The 15,265-nt window shown below is 61.5% G+C and carries 11 protein-coding genes; 5 read left to right on the forward strand and 6 right to left on the reverse strand.

Going from position 1 to position 15,265, the window contains the following annotated elements:
* The first annotated feature begins 13 nt into the window (after positions 1–13).
* From gcvT to GC1_RS16805, 4 genes are all read left to right on the forward strand, one after another.
* Entirely contained in the window at positions 14–1,111 is a 1,098-nt protein-coding gene (gene gcvT, locus GC1_RS16790; RefSeq protein ID WP_019294832.1) for a glycine cleavage system aminomethyltransferase GcvT, read from the forward strand.
* A gap of 21 nt (positions 1,112–1,132) precedes the next feature.
* Positions 1,133–1,498 carry a glycine cleavage system protein GcvH gene (gene gcvH, locus GC1_RS16795; protein ID WP_019294831.1) on the forward strand — a complete coding sequence of 122 codons (366 nt, stop codon included), beginning with the start codon at positions 1,133–1,135 and terminating at the stop codon, positions 1,496–1,498.
* A gap of 61 nt (positions 1,499–1,559) precedes the next feature.
* A complete protein-coding gene (gcvP, locus tag GC1_RS16800) occupies positions 1,560–4,418 on the forward strand; it encodes an aminomethyl-transferring glycine dehydrogenase (RefSeq protein WP_019294830.1) in 2,859 nt (952 codons plus the stop codon).
* A 71-nt stretch (positions 4,419–4,489) separates the two neighbouring features.
* Positions 4,490–5,494: a helix-turn-helix domain-containing protein gene (locus GC1_RS16805; protein ID WP_019294829.1), complete on the forward strand. Its 1,005-nt coding sequence runs from the start codon at positions 4,490–4,492 to the stop codon at positions 5,492–5,494.
* Positions 5,495–5,564: 70 nt separating this feature from the next.
* On the opposite strand, the gene GC1_RS16810 is transcribed toward GC1_RS16805, so the two are convergent.
* The 4 genes from GC1_RS16810 to GC1_RS16825 form a co-directional block, all read right to left on the reverse strand.
* The gene (locus GC1_RS16810; RefSeq protein ID WP_019294828.1) at positions 5,565–6,857 is read right to left on the reverse strand and encodes an ABC transporter permease; all 1,293 of its coding nucleotides are present in this window, start codon (positions 6,855–6,857) and stop codon (positions 5,565–5,567) included.
* Positions 6,854–7,774, reverse strand: a complete 921-nt coding sequence (locus GC1_RS16815) for an ABC transporter permease (RefSeq protein ID WP_019294827.1) — start codon at positions 7,772–7,774, stop codon at positions 6,854–6,856. The genes GC1_RS16810 and GC1_RS16815 overlap by 4 nt, the downstream gene beginning before the upstream one ends.
* 13 nt (positions 7,775–7,787) lie before the next feature.
* On the reverse strand, positions 7,788–8,900 hold the full coding sequence (locus tag GC1_RS16820) for an ABC transporter ATP-binding protein (protein ID WP_019294826.1): 1,113 nt from the start codon (positions 8,898–8,900) through the stop codon (positions 7,788–7,790).
* A 154-nt stretch (positions 8,901–9,054) separates the two neighbouring features.
* Entirely contained in the window at positions 9,055–10,179 is a 1,125-nt protein-coding gene (locus GC1_RS16825; RefSeq protein ID WP_019294825.1) for an extracellular solute-binding protein, read from the reverse strand.
* A gap of 459 nt (positions 10,180–10,638) precedes the next feature.
* Here GC1_RS16825 and GC1_RS16830 point away from each other — a divergent pair, with 459 nt between their 5' ends.
* Positions 10,639–13,074, forward strand: coding sequence for a GcvT family protein (locus GC1_RS16830; protein ID WP_019294824.1), 2,436 nt, complete (start codon positions 10,639–10,641; stop codon positions 13,072–13,074).
* Between the two features lie 71 nt (positions 13,075–13,145).
* Here the strand turns inward: GC1_RS16830 and GC1_RS16835 are convergent, their stop codons facing one another.
* A complete protein-coding gene (locus GC1_RS16835) occupies positions 13,146–14,411 on the reverse strand; it encodes an ABC transporter permease (RefSeq protein ID WP_019294823.1) in 1,266 nt (421 codons plus the stop codon).
* Positions 14,408–15,214 carry a taurine ABC transporter ATP-binding protein gene (locus GC1_RS16840; protein ID WP_019294822.1) on the reverse strand — a complete coding sequence of 269 codons (807 nt, stop codon included), beginning with the start codon at positions 15,212–15,214 and terminating at the stop codon, positions 14,408–14,410. The genes GC1_RS16835 and GC1_RS16840 overlap by 4 nt, the downstream gene beginning before the upstream one ends.
* Positions 15,215–15,265 lie beyond the last annotated feature (51 nt).

The following is a 15,265-nucleotide window of genomic DNA, read 5'->3' on the forward strand; positions in this document are numbered from 1 at the left end:
AAGGCTGCACAGGATGACCGACGCACCCAAACGCACCCCGCTTTATGACCTGCACGTCGAGCTTGGCGGCAAAATGGTCGACTTCGCCGGCTGGGAAATGCCGGTCCAGTATCCCATGGGCATCATGGGCGAGCACAAGCAGTGCCGTGAAAAAGCAGCGTTGTTTGACGTTTCCCACATGGGCCAGGTGATCCTGCGCGGTGAAAACGTGGGCGAGAAGCTGGAAACGCTCTGCCCGCAGGCCTATGCCACCCTCAAGGAAGGCAAGGCGCGCTACGGCTTCTTCACCAACGAGGGCGGCGGCATCATGGACGACCTGATTGTCTCCAACGCTGGCGATCATTACTTTGTGGTGGTGAACGCCGCCCTGCGCCACCAGGACATCCCGCATATGCAGGCCAATCTGGACGGTGTCGAAGTAACCGAGATCTTCGATCGCGCGCTGGTTGCCGTTCAAGGCCCCAAGGCCGAGGACGTTGTCGGCGAGCTGTGCCCCGCAGCCCGTGAACTGAAGTTCATGGAGACCGCCATTGCCGAGATCGGCGGTGTCGAATGCCGCATCTCCCGCCTGGGCTACACCGGCGAGGACGGCTACGAGATCTCGATCCCGGAAGCCGACGCGATCCGCGTGTCCAAGCTATTCCTGGCCCATGACGACTGCGAGCCCGCAGGCCTGGGCGCCCGCGACAGCCTGCGCTTGGAAGCCGGCCTCTGCCTCTATGGCAACGACATCGACCAGTCGACCTCGCCGATCGAGGCGTCGCTGTCTTGGGCAATCCAGAAGCGCCGCAAGGAAGAAGGCGGCTTCCCCGGTGCCGACCGGATCCAGAAGGAACTGGCCGAAGGCGCCGCCAAGAAACTGGTCGGCATCAAGCCCGAAGGCCGTGCCCCTGCCCGCCAGGGCGTGGAAATCCAAAGCGAAAGCGGCGATACTCTGGGCGCCATCACCTCTGGCAGCTTCGGCCCCACTGTCGGCGGCCCGGTTGCCATGGGCTATGTTGCGGCGGATCACAGCGCCGCAGGCACCAAGGTGAATCTCATCATCCGCGGCAAGGCGCAGCCGGCTGAAATCGTCGCCCTGCCCTTCGTTACTCAGAACTACAAACGCTAAGACATCATCAGGAGAGTCAACATGGCCACCTATTACTCTGAAGAGCATGAATGGATCACCGTCGAAGGTGACGTGGCAACCCTGGGCATCACCCAGCACGCCGCCGACCAGCTGGGCGAAGTTGTTTTCGTCGAACAGCGCGAAGCGGGTGAAGAGTTCGAAAAAGGCGGCGAGATCGGCGTCATCGAGTCGGTGAAAGCAGCCTCCGAAATCTACGCGCCGCTGGACGGCGAAGTGGTCGAGGTGAACGAAGCCCTGGCCGACAACCCCGGCGCCCTGAACGAAAGCCCGGAAGGCGACGCCTGGATCTACAAGATCAAGCTGTCGGACGCGTCGCAGCTGGACGATCTGATGGATCTGGACGGCTACAAAGCCCTGATCGGCTAAGCACCCCCTCCCCGCCGGAACCGTCCGGCGGGGTCCATTGCCCCAGACAAGGACCTCTGTAATGGCCTTCAAACTTACCGATTACGAAGCCTATGACTTCGCCAACCGGCGCCATATCGGCCCGTCTCCGACCGAGATGCGGGATATGCTGCAGGTGATCGGCTTCAAAACCCTGGACGAGCTGATCGACGCCACCGTGCCGCCCGCCATCCGCCAGAAAGAGGCGCTGGACTGGGGCCCGGCAATGACCGAGCGCGACGCCCTCTTCCACATGAAGCAGGTGGCCTCCAAGAACAAAGTGCTGACCTCGCTGATCGGCCAGGGCTACTACGGCACCACCACCCCGGCGCCGATCCTGCGCAACATCCTGGAAAACCCGGCTTGGTACACTGCATATACTCCCTATCAGCCGGAAATCTCCCAGGGCCGTCTTGAGGCGCTTCTGAACTTCCAGACGATGGTCAGCGATCTGACCGGCCTGGATGTTGCCAACGCCTCGCTGCTGGACGAAGCCACCGCCGCTGCCGAAGCCATGGCAATGGCGCATCGCGGCTCGCGCTCCAAGGCGAACAACGCGGCCTTCTTCGTCGACAAGAACTGCCACCCGCAGACCGTCGCCGTGATCCAGACCCGCGCCGAGCCTTTGGGCATCGACGTGGTGGTTGCCGATCCGGACGAGCTGGACCCGGGCGCGGTCTTCGGTGCGATATTCCAGTACCCCGGCACCTACGGCCACGTGCGCGATTTCACCAAGGAAATCGAAGCCATTCACGAGCACAAGGGCATCGCCGTTGTCGCCGCCGACATCCTGGCGCTGGCATTGCTGAAGTCGCCCGGCGAAATGGGTGCGGATATTGCCATCGGCTCCACCCAGCGTTTCGGCGTTCCGATGGGCTATGGCGGCCCGCACGCAGCCTACATGGCGACCACCGACAAGCTGAAGCGCGCCATGCCCGGCCGCATTATCGGCGTGTCGGTCGACGCCCGCGGCAACAAGGCCTACCGCCTGGCGCTGCAGACCCGCGAACAGCACATCCGCCGCGAAAAAGCCAACTCCAACGTCTGTACCGCACAGGCATTGCTGGCTGTCATCGCGTCGATGTACGCGGTCTACCACGGCCCCGACGGCATCAAGGCAATTGCCCAGTCGGTGCACCGCAAGACCTCGCGCCTGGCCGCGGGGCTGGAGGAGCACGGTTTCAAGGTGGAGCCGGAAGTCTTCTTCGACACAATCACCGTCGAGGTTGGCCCGCTGCAGAAAACTGTCATGGAGGCAGCCGTTGCCCGCGGCGTGAACCTGCGCAAGATCGGCGACAGCCACGTCGGCGTCTCGCTGGACGAGCAGACCCGCCCGGAAACCATCGAAGCGGTCTGGGGTGCTTTCGGCATCGAGAAGAAGGACGACAGCGTCAAGAACCGCGCCTACCGCCTGCCGGACTATGCGCTGCGTGAAAGCGAGTACCTGACTCACCCGATCTTCCACAAGAACCGGGCCGAGGCAGAGATCACCCGCTACATGCGCCGCTTGGCCGACCGCGACCTGGCGCTGGACCGTGCAATGATCCCGCTGGGGTCCTGCACCATGAAGCTGAACGCGACCATCGAGATGATCCCGGTCACCTGGCCGGAATTCGGCAACCTGCACCCCTTCTGCCCGGAAGACCAGGCGCAGGGCTACCACCAGATGATCGCCGATCTGAACGACAAGCTCTGCCAGATCACCGGCTATGACGCGATCTCCCAGCAGCCGAACTCCGGTGCGCAGGGCGAATACGCGGGCCTCTTGACCATCCGCAACTATCACGCGGCCCGGGGTGAAGCACACCGCAACATCTGCCTGATCCCGACCTCCGCGCACGGCACCAACCCGGCGTCGGCACAGATGGTGGGCTACAAGGTGGTTCCGGTGAAATCGGACGACAGCGGCAACATCGACGTCGCCGACTTCCGCGCCAAGGCCGAGGAGCATTCCGCAAACCTCGCGGCCTGCATGATCACTTACCCGTCGACCCACGGCGTGTTCGAGGAAACCGTGCAGGAAGTCTGCCAGATCACCCATGATCATGGCGGTCAGGTCTACATCGACGGCGCCAACATGAACGCCATGGTGGGCCTCGCGCAGCCGGGCAAGATTGGCGGCGACGTTTCGCACTTGAACCTGCACAAGACCTTCTGCATTCCGCATGGCGGCGGCGGCCCTGGCATGGGTCCGATCGGCGTCAAGGCGCATCTGGAAGAGCACCTGCCGGGGCACCCGGAGTACGGCACTGCAGTCGGTCCGGTTTCGGCGGCTCCGTTCGGCTCGCCCTCGATCCTGCCGGTCAGCTGGGCCTACTGTCTGCTGATGGGCGGCGAGGGTCTGACCCAGGCGACCAAAGTTGCGATCCTGAACGCGAACTACATCGCAGCCCGTCTCAAGGATGCCTACAAAATCCTTTACACCTCGGAAACGGGCCGTGTGGCGCATGAGTGCATCCTGGACACCCGCCCGCTGAACGATGAAGGCCACGTCACCGTGGACGACATCGCCAAGCGTCTGGTCGACTCGGGCTTCCACGCCCCGACCATGTCCTGGCCTGTGGCCGGCACGCTGATGGTAGAACCAACCGAATCCGAGCCCAAGGATGAGCTGGACCGCTTCTGCGACGCCATGCTGTCGATCCGCTCGGAGGCGCAGGACATCATCGACGGCAAGATCGACCCCGAAAACAACCCCCTGAAGCACGCGCCGCACACGGTGCGCGACCTGGTGGGTGAATGGGATCGTCCCTACAGCCGCGAACAGGCCTGCTTCCCGCCGGGCAACCTCGGCGTCGACAAATACTGGCCGGCCGTGAACCGGGTCGACAACGCCTATGGCGACCGTCACCTGATCTGCACCTGCCCGCCGATGTCGGACTACGAAGAAGCTGAAGCCTGATCAAACAGGCTTTCTGCCCCGCCGGCCTGTCCGGCGGGGCACCCCGCATGACCCGCTCAGAGGAGAGAATGATGTCCCGTCTCGAACCGCTGATCGTGCCAGCGCCCCGGCAATCCGCTGACAGCGCGGCACAGGCCCGCTTCCACGATGTCGAAATCATTCTGCCGCAGCCAGATTCCCCCGCCGCGGCCCAGATGATCTGCGAAATCTTCCGCGCCGCCAATGATCTGTTCCCCGACAGCGGCTACCGCACCGCCGTGCGCAATCTGGCCTCGCATATGCGTACCGTGCCGGAGGGCTGGAAACCGCAGACCGTCATTTTCCTCGGTGGCATTTCCAACCGCTGGCCGCTGAACTCCGGCGAGAAAGCCAGCCTGCAGCGGATCTGCCGCCAGGCACAGCGCTGCCTGTTTGCCGGCAGTGCCATTTTCCTGCTGCCGGAAACCGGCCTGAATGCCGCTATCGAGACCGCGGTACATACAAATTTTGCCGCCGCCGCGGAAGAGGAGCAGATGATCTGCGCTCCGTCAGGCACGTTGACCACCTCGGCAGGCCGCATCAGCACAGCGGTCAGCAGTTTCGCTGCGCTGCGCGTGCTTGCGGCTTTCCTGCGCGCTGACCGCGGCGCCTTCATCGCTGATGCAGTCTGCGACTACCTGGGCCTTGCCTTTGGCCCGGCCTCTGAACAGTCCAAGGTCTCCTTGCAGCTGCGTCAGACAGCCGGCGGCGACGCGCTGGTGGTCAAGATCCTCGACCTGATGCAGCAGAACCTGGAAGAGCCGCTTTTGATCCGCGACATCGCTCAGCAGGCCGGGGTTTCTCCGCGCAAGCTGGAACGCCGCTTCCAGCAGAAAGCACAGACCAGCCCGCTTGCGGCCTACCGAAAGCTGCGCATCGAAAAGGCGCGCCAGCTTTTGTTGCACACCACCCTGCCGCTGGCCGAGATTGTGGCCGCCACCGGCTTTGGCTCGCGCAGCAGCCTGACGGAATGGTTCAAACGTGAGTACAAAACCAGCCCGCAGGCATTCCGCAAACAATATTATGCTGACCGGCATCCGGCAGGCTCGCTGGCCTGAGCACAGCCGGTCCTGGCAACTGAAAAGGCGGCCCCTTCGGGCCGCCTTTGGTGTTTCAGGGCAGAGGAGTTCAGTTTCCGGAGCCGCTGTCCTCGCCGTCGCCTGACAGGGCGTTCGGATCAAAGACATTGCCGAAGCCGGAGTTGTTGCCCTGAGGCGCCTGCTCTGCCTCAGGCTCTGCCTCGCCTTCACCCGACAGACTGCCCGGGGCAAACACACCGCCAAAGCCGGAGTTGTTGCCGGAGCCGGTGGAGGGCGCGGTTGGTTCAGGGGCTTCGCCCTGCTGTTCCTGCAACTGCTGGCGGCGCAGTTCGCGCTGGCGGCGCAGTTCCTGGATGCGCTCTTCGGTCTCCAGGCGCTTTTGCTCCTGCACGTTGGCGATACACTGCTGCGGGCTGTAAACCGTTGCGGTTCCGACAACCGCAACTGTTACACAGGCAACAACCACAAGCGCTACCGCAGCAGCATTTGAGCTGAGGAAACCTGGAAGCCGCAGCTTGCCGCTCTCCAGCTCTTCCACGGTCGCCTTCTTGCGCGCCTCGGCCACCAGCTGCTTGCGGCGGATGCTGGCCTCGTTGAACAGCGCCGCAAAGACCGTCAGCACCACGATGATAAAGGCCAGGGCCGAGATCGCGGGCGTGATGCCGTAACGCACTTTCTGCGCCAGCTCGATGGTCAGCGTCGGGTATTCACCGAAGGTGAAGGTGGTAGTGTTGTAGTTCTCAAAGCTCGCCAGGAACGCCAGCACCGCGGCGGAGGCGATGGCGGGCCGCATGAACGGCAGCAGAACCTTGCGGAAAGCCTGAGCATGGGTGGCCCCCAGATCCAGCGCCGCCTCTGTCAGGGCGATGTCATAGCGCTGCAGGCGCGCCACCAGCACCAGCATGCAATAGCTGGCGATGAAGGTGGACTGGCCGATGATGGTCAGGAACAAGCCGTTCGACAGGAAACTGTCGGCGCCAAGCCCCAGCATCCGGTTGATCCGGTCCCAGAATACCAGCGTCGAGATACCCAGCACCACGCCGGGGATCAGGATCGGCGCAATGATGACGGTGTAGTAGGTCGCCCTCAGCTTGGGCCAGATCTGGGTGAGCATCAGCGCGCCCGCCAGACCCATCGCCACCGACAGCACAACCGTGCCCGCCCCCACAAGGATCGAGTTCCAGATACCGTTCAAAATCCGCTCGTCCTGGAACAGGGCCGAGAACCACTCAAACGTCAGGCATTCCCAGGGGGTCATCCGCGGGAACGATGGCGAGTTGAAGGCGGTCGCCGACATGATCACCAGGGGGCCCAGCAGATAGGCAAAGAAGATCGCCAGATAGACCCAGAGGCTCAGGCGCATAAAGGTGAAGTTCTTCATTTGCCGATATCCCCCATGTTCACCTTGAACAAGCGCATGACCGCCAGCACCAGCAGGATACAGGTGACCAACAGAACCACCGCATAAGCAGCACCCTGCGGCCAGTCGGAATTGTCATTGAACTGCTGATAGATCAGCTGCGTGAACCACAGGGACGACGGGCCGCCGAGGATCTGCGGCGCCGCCAGTGCGCCCGCCGACAGCATGAACACCATGGTGCAGCCCGAAGAAATCCCCGGTTTGGCATAGGGAATGACCACCCGGCGGTGGATCATCGGCCAGCTGGCGCCCATGTCGCGCGCGGCCTCAATTTGGTTGCGGTCAAGGCTCTCGATCACGTTGTAGATCGGGAAGATCATCAGCAGGATGTAGGCATAGCCAAGCCCCGCATAAAGCGCGATGTCATTGCGGATGAAGTCAAAGGGCGTGTCGAAGATGCCGCTGCCCACCAAGAGGCTGTTCAGCACCCCGGTCTCGCCAAAGATGATGCGCAGTGCAAAGGCGCGCAGGATCTCGTTGATCCAGTACGGGATGATCAGCATCAGCGCGAAGATGCGGATATGGTTGCCCTTGGTCTGAGCCAGGTAATATGCGATCGGATAGCACAGGATCAGGTTGAAGATGGTGACGCAGACCGCCGCTACCAGGGTGCGGAAGAACACCTTGAGGTCGACCGCGTTATAGTCCTGGCTTCCGCCCTCCGGGCCGTAGATCAGGTATTTGTAGTTCTCCAGCGTATAGACGTCCTTGGGTCCGCCGATCTCCGGCGGCGGCAGGTTGGGACGGAACGAGAAGTCGAGCATCGACAGCTGCGGCAGAATGATGAGGCCAATGGTCCAGAACAGGACCAGGCCCAGCATCAGACTGCCCATGCCGACGCCGTTGCGTTTGAAAAACTCCCTCAGGAAGCTTGGCATGGTTTGGGCCTCCTTATTCCGCGGCCAGCTCACCGGCGGGAACACAGACGGCGTTCTTCGTCTCGTATTCCAGGGTGATATTCTGTCCGGTGTGATCCTCAAAGGACTGGCCCAGATTGGGGATGGAGACCTTCAGCTCCTTACCGCCGTCGCCTTCCATGAAAATGTTGAAGACGTTGCCCTCAAACTCCTCGTGGTTGACCTTGGCCGTCACGAAATGGTCACCGGACGCGCCTTGCGGCGCCAAGGCAAAGGCCTCGGGGCGGATGAACATCATTGCATCGTCGCCTTCCTTCATCCTGCCCTGGTTGGCAGTGGAGATCCGCGCCACCAGTTCGCCGGAGCGGTTGGTCGCGATCAGAGCTTCATTGCCCATAACGCGCTTGACCTTGCCGCGGAAGACGTTGTTTTCGCCGACGAATGACGCCGCAAATGCGGTTGAGGGGTCGTTGTAGATGGTCTTGCCATCGGCGATCTGGTCAATGACGCCCGCCTTCATCACCGCGATATTGTCGGACATGGTCAGCGCCTCGCCCTGGTCGTGGGTGATGTAGATGAAGGTGATGCCAACCCGCTGCTGAATCTCGCGCAGCTCGGTGCGCATGTGCTGGCGCAGCTTGAGATCCAAGGCCGACAGCGGCTCATCAAGCAGCAGCACATCCGGCTCTGCGCAGAGGGCGCGCGCAATCGCCACCCGCTGGCGCTGGCCGCCTGACAGTTCGGAGGGCAGCTTGTCGCCCTGTCCCGGCAGTGCGATCATGTCCAAGAGCTCATCCGCGCGCTTGCGGCGTTCCTTGGCAGAGGCGCCCTTGATTTCCATGGAAAAGGTGATGTTTTCCCAGATCTTCATCAGCGGGAACAGCGCCAGATTCTGGAAAATCAGCGCGGTCGGGCGTTTGTTCGGCCCGATCCCCTTCATGTCATTGCCGCCGATCAACACACGGCCGTCGCTCGGATCCAGAAAGCCGGAAACCGCGCGCAGGATCGTGGTCTTGCCGCAGCCCGAAGGCCCAAGGAAGGAAAAGAAATCCCCCCCATTGATGTTCACATTGGCATCTCGCACGGCGACAAAGTCACCGAAACGGATCCAGAGATTCTCGAGATCAACGCCGACCCCAGCACTCATTTGGCTTCTCCCCAGGGTGCAGGTCCCCAATCCGGTGGCAAGCCACCGGCCCCGCTAGGCCTGCTTCCTGTTTCTATTCTTTTGTGATTGCGCCGCGCGGCACATGGCTGACCCCCGGAAAAGATCCGGGGGCCAAGTGTTTCAGGCGCAGTTGTTACGCGCTTTTGAACTTGTTGACGAACTCGGTGCGCACGTCGGCGTACCAGGGTGCCTCTGCCGGCCAGGGGTTCAGGTTGGCCAGCGAATTGCCCGGATAAGCCTCGGCAAAGTTCTTCTTGTAGACGTCGCCGGAGAAGCCGTCTGCGCCCAGCACCGGCGAGTTATATCCGTGGCTGTCGATCGCTTTGCCCGCGGGTTCCTGCTCATAGGCATAGGAGATGAAGGCATAGACCTGCTCTTCGTTCTGCGCGCCCACCGGCATCGAGATGCCGTCAACCCAGGCCATCGCGCCCTCAACAGGCGCCTGATAGTGCACCGGCTCCCCTGCGGATTTCAGCGCCAAGGGCGGGCCGTCCCAGGTCTGGCCAACCACCACGCCCTCGTTCAGGAGACCGTTTTTCTGGGTGTCGGCATCGTTCCAGATCAGCTTGATGCGGTTCTTGCGCGCAACGCACCAGTCGGTGACCTGGCCCCAAACTTTCCGCATAGTTTCTTCATCGTCATAGGCCGCCCAGATCGAGCCAGGCTCCATCTCGCCCGAGGCTTCCATGTAAAGGCCCGCACCCAGCATCATCGAATGGGCCCGGCCCATGGTCTTGCCTGCATTCTCTTCGGACCAGACGTCGCCATAAGACGGCGCATCGCCTTCCGGCAGCCACAGGTCGGTGCGGTAGGCGATGCCTTCGGTGCCCCAGATATGCGGCAGCCAGTGCACACCGCCACCGCCGAAGTTCCAGGCGTCGGTGCCGATCTTGGCCATCGCCGGGTTCACCGCGTCAATGTTGACCTTGCTCATGTCAAACGGTTTCAGCAGTTCCAGCGGCCCCCACTGCAGCGAGCGGTTGTTGGTCGGCGAAACGATGTCGAAGCCCTGACCCTTGGTGGCCTTCATCTTGTTGATGATTTCTTCGTTAGACCCGATGCCGGTGTAGTTCACCTTGATGCCCGTCTTGGCTTCAAAACCGGAAATGAATTCCGGCGGCAGGTAGTCCGACCACATCAGGATGTTGATTTCGCCCGAAGACGCCAGCGCGCTTTTCGAATAAAGCGGGGCTGCCAGGGCGGCGGCGCCGGCACTTTTCAGAATGCTCCGCCGCGTCAGCTTACCAGTGTTTGTCATTGATCCAATTCTCCCTTTGGACTGTTAATTGTTGTTCTTGTTGTTTCAACAGTGAAACCTTGCGAAGGCTTGCCCGCCTCCAACAGTGACAGTTTTCAAAAACGATAAGACCAGATCACCCATCAATTTGCGCAACATGGTGCCAGTTTTGGCACGATTTGAGAACACCCGCGACAAAACCGCGATGAGAAACTATCTCTGTAGTAGCACTCTGCGCGCCGCGGGGCGGGCCGTCAACGCTCCTGCGTCTTAGGCCAGCAGAAAGCTGTATCACTCCGGCAGGTAAAAACATCGTGACACAGCTGGGCGTTAACGGAATGCCTCGCAGGCAGTGGCCCTGCGGCACCTTTCAATTTCGCTCAATTCCGCATTCGTTTTTCTGCGAATTCCGGAACGTTTCCTTGCCGCCGCTGCCGTCCTGCGGCCTAGTCGATACGATACTGTTGGGAGGCCCACTTCATGAAATCGCGCACCAAAGTTGTGGTGATCGGCGGCGGCATCGCTGGCTGCTCCACCCTCTACCACCTTACCCAGGAGGGCTGGAGCGATGTCGTTTTGGTCGAACGCAACGAATTGACCAGCGGCACAACCTGGCACTCGGCAGCCCAGGTAACGAATTTCGGCATGAACCAAACGATGGTTGGCCTGAAAAGCCACTCCATCGCGCTCTACAAGAAACTGGCGGATGACCCGGAGTACCCGATCAATTACCACCATGGCGACGGCGGCATCCGCCTTGCCAACACTGCCGAACAAATGTGTGGCTATCGCCACTTTACCTCGATGGCCCGCGGCATGGATGTGCACTTCGAGGTGATTGATGCCGAGGAATGCGCCCGTCGCCACCCGCTGATTTCAACCGTTAACCTGGCCGGCGGGTTGTGGGATCCGATGGACGGCGACATTGACCCGGCGCAGCTATGCCAGGCGCTGGCCTATCACGCCCGCAAGGCAGGCGCTGAGGTCTACCGCAACACGCCTGTGACCGCACTTACCCAGCACAAGGACGACACCTGGACCGTGCACACGGAACACGGGGGCATCGACTGCGACATCGTCGTAAACGCCTGCGGCTACCGGGTGAATGAGGTCGGCGCGATGATGGGGGTGCACCACCCTGTCGCGTCGATGGAACACCAGTATTTCCTGACCGAAGACATCCTCGGAATCGTGGAGGCAGGCCACCGGATGCCGCTGATCCGCTGCCCGATCTCCGACTATTACTGCCGCCAGGAAAAGAACGGCCTGCTGATCGGCTTCTACGAGCAGGATTGCAAGACCTGGGGCATGGACGGGATCGACCCGAACTTTGTCAACGCGCTCTGCCCAGATGATCTGGAGCGGGTGATGGATGTGCTGGAGGGCGCGTTCGCGCGGATGCCTGCGTTGCGCGAAACCGGCATCCGATCCATCGTGAACGGCCCGATCACCTATACCATCGACGGCGCGCCGCTGATCGGCCCAATCCCGGGCAAGCGCAACGCTTTCTGCGCCATCGGTTTGCGCGCAGGACTGGGTGAAGGGGGCGGCCACGGCTGGCTTCTGGCGCAGATGATCGTGCATGGCGAGGCCTGCTACGATACCTGGTGCATCGACCCGCGTCGCTTCACGGGCCATGCCAACGTGGAGCTGACCGCTCTGAAGGCTATTGAGGACTATCAGAACGAATTCCGTTTCCACTTCCCGCATGAGCACCGCCCGGCAGGCCGTCCGGCCAAGACCACGCCGCTCACGCCTGTGATGGCCGCGGAGGGCGCTGAATTCACCGTGGTGAACGGCTGGGAGCGGGTGGACTACATCAAGCCCGCGCCAGACTTTCACCCTTCACTCACCTTCAGCTTCGATGAGGCCTTCAACGTAGTTGCCGCCGAAGTAAAAAACGTGCAGGAAAACGTGGGCCTCTGTGAGGTTAGCGGCTTCAACCGGTTCGAGCTCACCGGCGCCGACCGCCACAGCTTCCTTGATCGCATGTTCTGCGGCACCGTCAACAAACATTCAGGACGGGTTGGCCTCGGCTATCTGCTGAACCACCACGGCATGATCAAAAGCGAAGCCACGATCGCCAACTTGCCCGCTTCTGACCGGGGGCCGGAGCGAGTCTGGTACGGCTCTGCAGCCGCCAGCGAGTTCCACGACATGGATTGGCTCAGCCAGAATGTCCAGCCGGGGGAAGACGTGCGCATCCGGTCCTTGACCAATGACCAGACGATCCTGGTTCTGGCCGGCCCCCGGGCGCGGGATGTGCTTTCGGACTGCGCCCGGGGCAGCTGGTCGGCTGAAGCCTTCCCCTGGCTGTCGGTACGGGAATGCTTCATCGGAATTGCCCCGGCCACGGTGATGGGCGTCAGTTTCTCCGGTGAGCTTGCCTATGAAATCCACGTTTCCAATGCCTCGCTCTATGCTGCCTATCTGGCCTTGCGCAAAGCTGGAGAGGCGCACGGGCTCAAACTTTTCGGCGCCCGTGCGGTCGAGTCGATGCGGATGGAGAAGGGCTTTCTGCACTGGAAGGCCGACCTGATCACCGAGTTCGATCCCTTTGAGACGGGGCTGGAGCGTTTCGTGAAGCTGGAGAAAGGTGATTTTATTGGCAGGAAAGCCCTGCGGAAACGCCAGGCAAAGGGTGCACGCAAGAGGCTGGTCACTCTGAAGGTGGAGGCCAGCCATGCTCCGCCGCATGGCGGCGCTTCGCTGGTTCAAGGGAATAAAGTTGTGGGCACTGTGACCTCCGGCGACTGGGGCCACAGGGTGGGGATGAATCTGGCCTATGCCTTTGTGGATCCGGAACTTGCCGCGACCGGCAGCGCCATGCAGCTTGATCTGTGCGGGGATCTGGTTGCCGCTACGGTTATCGCTCCCTCCCCATATGATCCAGGATTTGAACGCATTCGCAGCTGATCCTGTGCTGAACAGCAAAACGCCCGGGAGCTTCCCCCGGGCGTTGTTTTTTTTGCGCTGCAGTTTTCTGGTCAGCTTCGGCCTTTCCACGGCACCAGCCAGTTCTCTGCCTTGCGCATCAGGATATCAATGCCGTAGCCGATGATGCCGATCAGTACGATGCCCATAATCACGATATCCGTGAGCTGGAACTTGGACGCCGCAATGATCATCATGCCGGCGCCTTTCTGCGCCGCAACCAGCTCAGCCGCCACAACCGTGCCCCAGCAGACGCCCATTGCAACCCGCGCGCCGGTGAAGATTTCGGGCAGCGAGTTCGGCACGATGACATGGCGCATGATCTGCCACTTTGAGGCGCCCAGCGAATAGGCCGCATGGATTTTGGAGATGTTTACGCCCGACACACCAGCCCGCGCCGCAATGGTCATGATCCAGAGCGCCGCCAGGAACAGCAGAACGATCTTGCCGGTCTCCCAGATGCCAAACCAGATGATGACCAGCGGGATCAGCGCCAAAGGCGGCACCGGGCGCATGAACTCGACAATCGGATCGAACCAGCCGCGGAACCAGCCGGATAGGCCCATGGCATAGCCCAGCGGGATACCGACTATTGCGCCGGTCACAAAGCCCGCCACAACCCGCAAGAGCGACCAGCCCAGGTGCTGCCACAGCGAAAAATTCTGATAGCCCTCACTGGCAATCTCAAAGAATCTCGACACCACGGTTTCCGGGGCCGGCAGCCAGATCGGGTTCATCTGCATGCCGCCATGCGGCGTAAAGCTGATTGCGCCCTTTCCGGTCAGCGTCACGGTGCCGTCACCGGTATCGACCGCGCCGCCAATCGCAATCGGCTCACCATTGATCGCCACGATCTTTGCGCCGTCCCGGCGTTTGGCCTCGTCATTCTTGTCGAACAGCAGCGTGGTTGAACGCCCTGCCTGGGCCGCCAGCGCATCATTCGCGGCAAAGCCGCTGCCGCCCTCGACTTCGAACTTCTCGACGTCCTCGCCAAATCCGAAGACCCGCACGGTGACATCTGCGTCATCCGTGGCACCATCCGCGTTCTCCAAGGTATACGTGAATACAGTTTCGCCGGTGAATGGCCCAGGAACGTGAATCGGGAACAGCTTGGAGCCGGTAAACGCCGCCCAGATTACGAAAATCACCAGAACCGATATGATCGACGCCGCACGGTCCGGCGTGACCGCGCTTTCGTCGCCGAAGGTCACGGTCTTGAGGCTGGTGAAGTCCTGCCTCGACTGCATTCCTTTGCGGATAACCTGCACCAGGAAAAAGGCACCGGCAAACAGCGCGATGTAAAACAGAAGTACGCTCATGCCACTTGCTCCGTCCGGCCCATGATCTCCTCTTCCATCTCCCAGATCATCGAGAGGATCTCATCCCGGGTCTCGGCAAAGCCTTCGGATTTCTTGACGTCGCGCAGGTCCGCATTCACTCCGCGCTCAGCAAAGGGTAGTTGGTACTCGCGGTGAATCCGGCCGGGCCGCGGCGCCATCACGATCAGCCGCTCGCCCAGCAGCAGCGCCTCCTCTACCGAGTGGGTGATCAGGATGATGGTCTTTCCGGTCTCCTTCCACAGCTTCAGCACCAGACCCTGCATCTTCTCACGCGTCAGCGCGTCGAGCGCACCCAGAGGTTCGTCCATCAGGATCACATCCGGCTCATTGGCCAGGCAGCGTGCCAGCGCCACACGCTGCTGCATGCCGCCCGACAGCTCGTAAACCGCCTTTTCCTTGAAATCCTGCAGCCCGACGATTTCCAGCAGGTGGTCGGAGATCTTCTCCCGCTCCGCCTTGCCCATCCCTTTCATCCGGGGGCCGAATTCGACATTGTCGCGCACATTCATCCATTCGAACAGCGCACCTTTCTGAAACACCATGCCGCGTTCAGCGTCAGGACCAGTCACCACATGGCCGTTCAGCTCCACCTCGCCTTCGGTGGGGGCCAGGAACCCGGCCAGAATGTTCAGCAGCGTGGTCTTGCCGCAGCCCGACGGTCCCAGCACCGACAGCAGTTCTCCCGCCTGCAAATTCAATGAAACGTCTTTCAGCGCCTGAACCGAGCTGCCATTGGGCAGATCGAAACGCATGGAGACACTCTTGATGTCCAGTCCCGACATCGCTTCCCCTTCCTGTTAGCGCCAGTTTGCAGCCGGTCTGCAAATGCGGAT

The organism is Leisingera sp. ANG1 (assembly GCF_000203975.2).
Lineage (GTDB): Bacteria > Pseudomonadota > Alphaproteobacteria > Rhodobacterales > Rhodobacteraceae > Leisingera.

Bases quoted from the DNA above. Each gene is read 5' to 3' on its own strand.
- gcvT (WP_019294832.1), top strand. From the start codon at position 14: ATGACCGACGCACCCAAACGCACCCCGCTTTATGACCTGCACGTCGAG.
- gcvH (WP_019294831.1), top strand. From the start codon at position 1,133: ATGGCCACCTATTACTCTGAAGAGCATGAATGGATCACCGTCGAAGGT.
- gcvP (WP_019294830.1), top strand. From the start codon at position 1,560: ATGGCCTTCAAACTTACCGATTACGAAGCCTATGACTTCGCCAACCGG.
- GC1_RS16805 (WP_019294829.1), top strand. From the start codon at position 4,490: ATGTCCCGTCTCGAACCGCTGATCGTGCCAGCGCCCCGGCAATCCGCT.
- GC1_RS16810 (WP_019294828.1), bottom strand. From the start codon at position 6,857: ATGAAGAACTTCACCTTTATGCGCCTGAGCCTCTGGGTCTATCTGGCG.
- GC1_RS16815 (WP_019294827.1), bottom strand. From the start codon at position 7,774: ATGCCAAGCTTCCTGAGGGAGTTTTTCAAACGCAACGGCGTCGGCATG.
- GC1_RS16820 (WP_019294826.1), bottom strand. From the start codon at position 8,900: ATGAGTGCTGGGGTCGGCGTTGATCTCGAGAATCTCTGGATCCGTTTC.
- GC1_RS16825 (WP_019294825.1), bottom strand. From the start codon at position 10,179: ATGACAAACACTGGTAAGCTGACGCGGCGGAGCATTCTGAAAAGTGCC.
- GC1_RS16830 (WP_019294824.1), top strand. From the start codon at position 10,639: ATGAAATCGCGCACCAAAGTTGTGGTGATCGGCGGCGGCATCGCTGGC.
- GC1_RS16835 (WP_019294823.1), bottom strand. From the start codon at position 14,411: ATGAGCGTACTTCTGTTTTACATCGCGCTGTTTGCCGGTGCCTTTTTC.
- GC1_RS16840 (WP_019294822.1), bottom strand. From the start codon at position 15,214: ATGTCGGGACTGGACATCAAGAGTGTCTCCATGCGTTTCGATCTGCCC.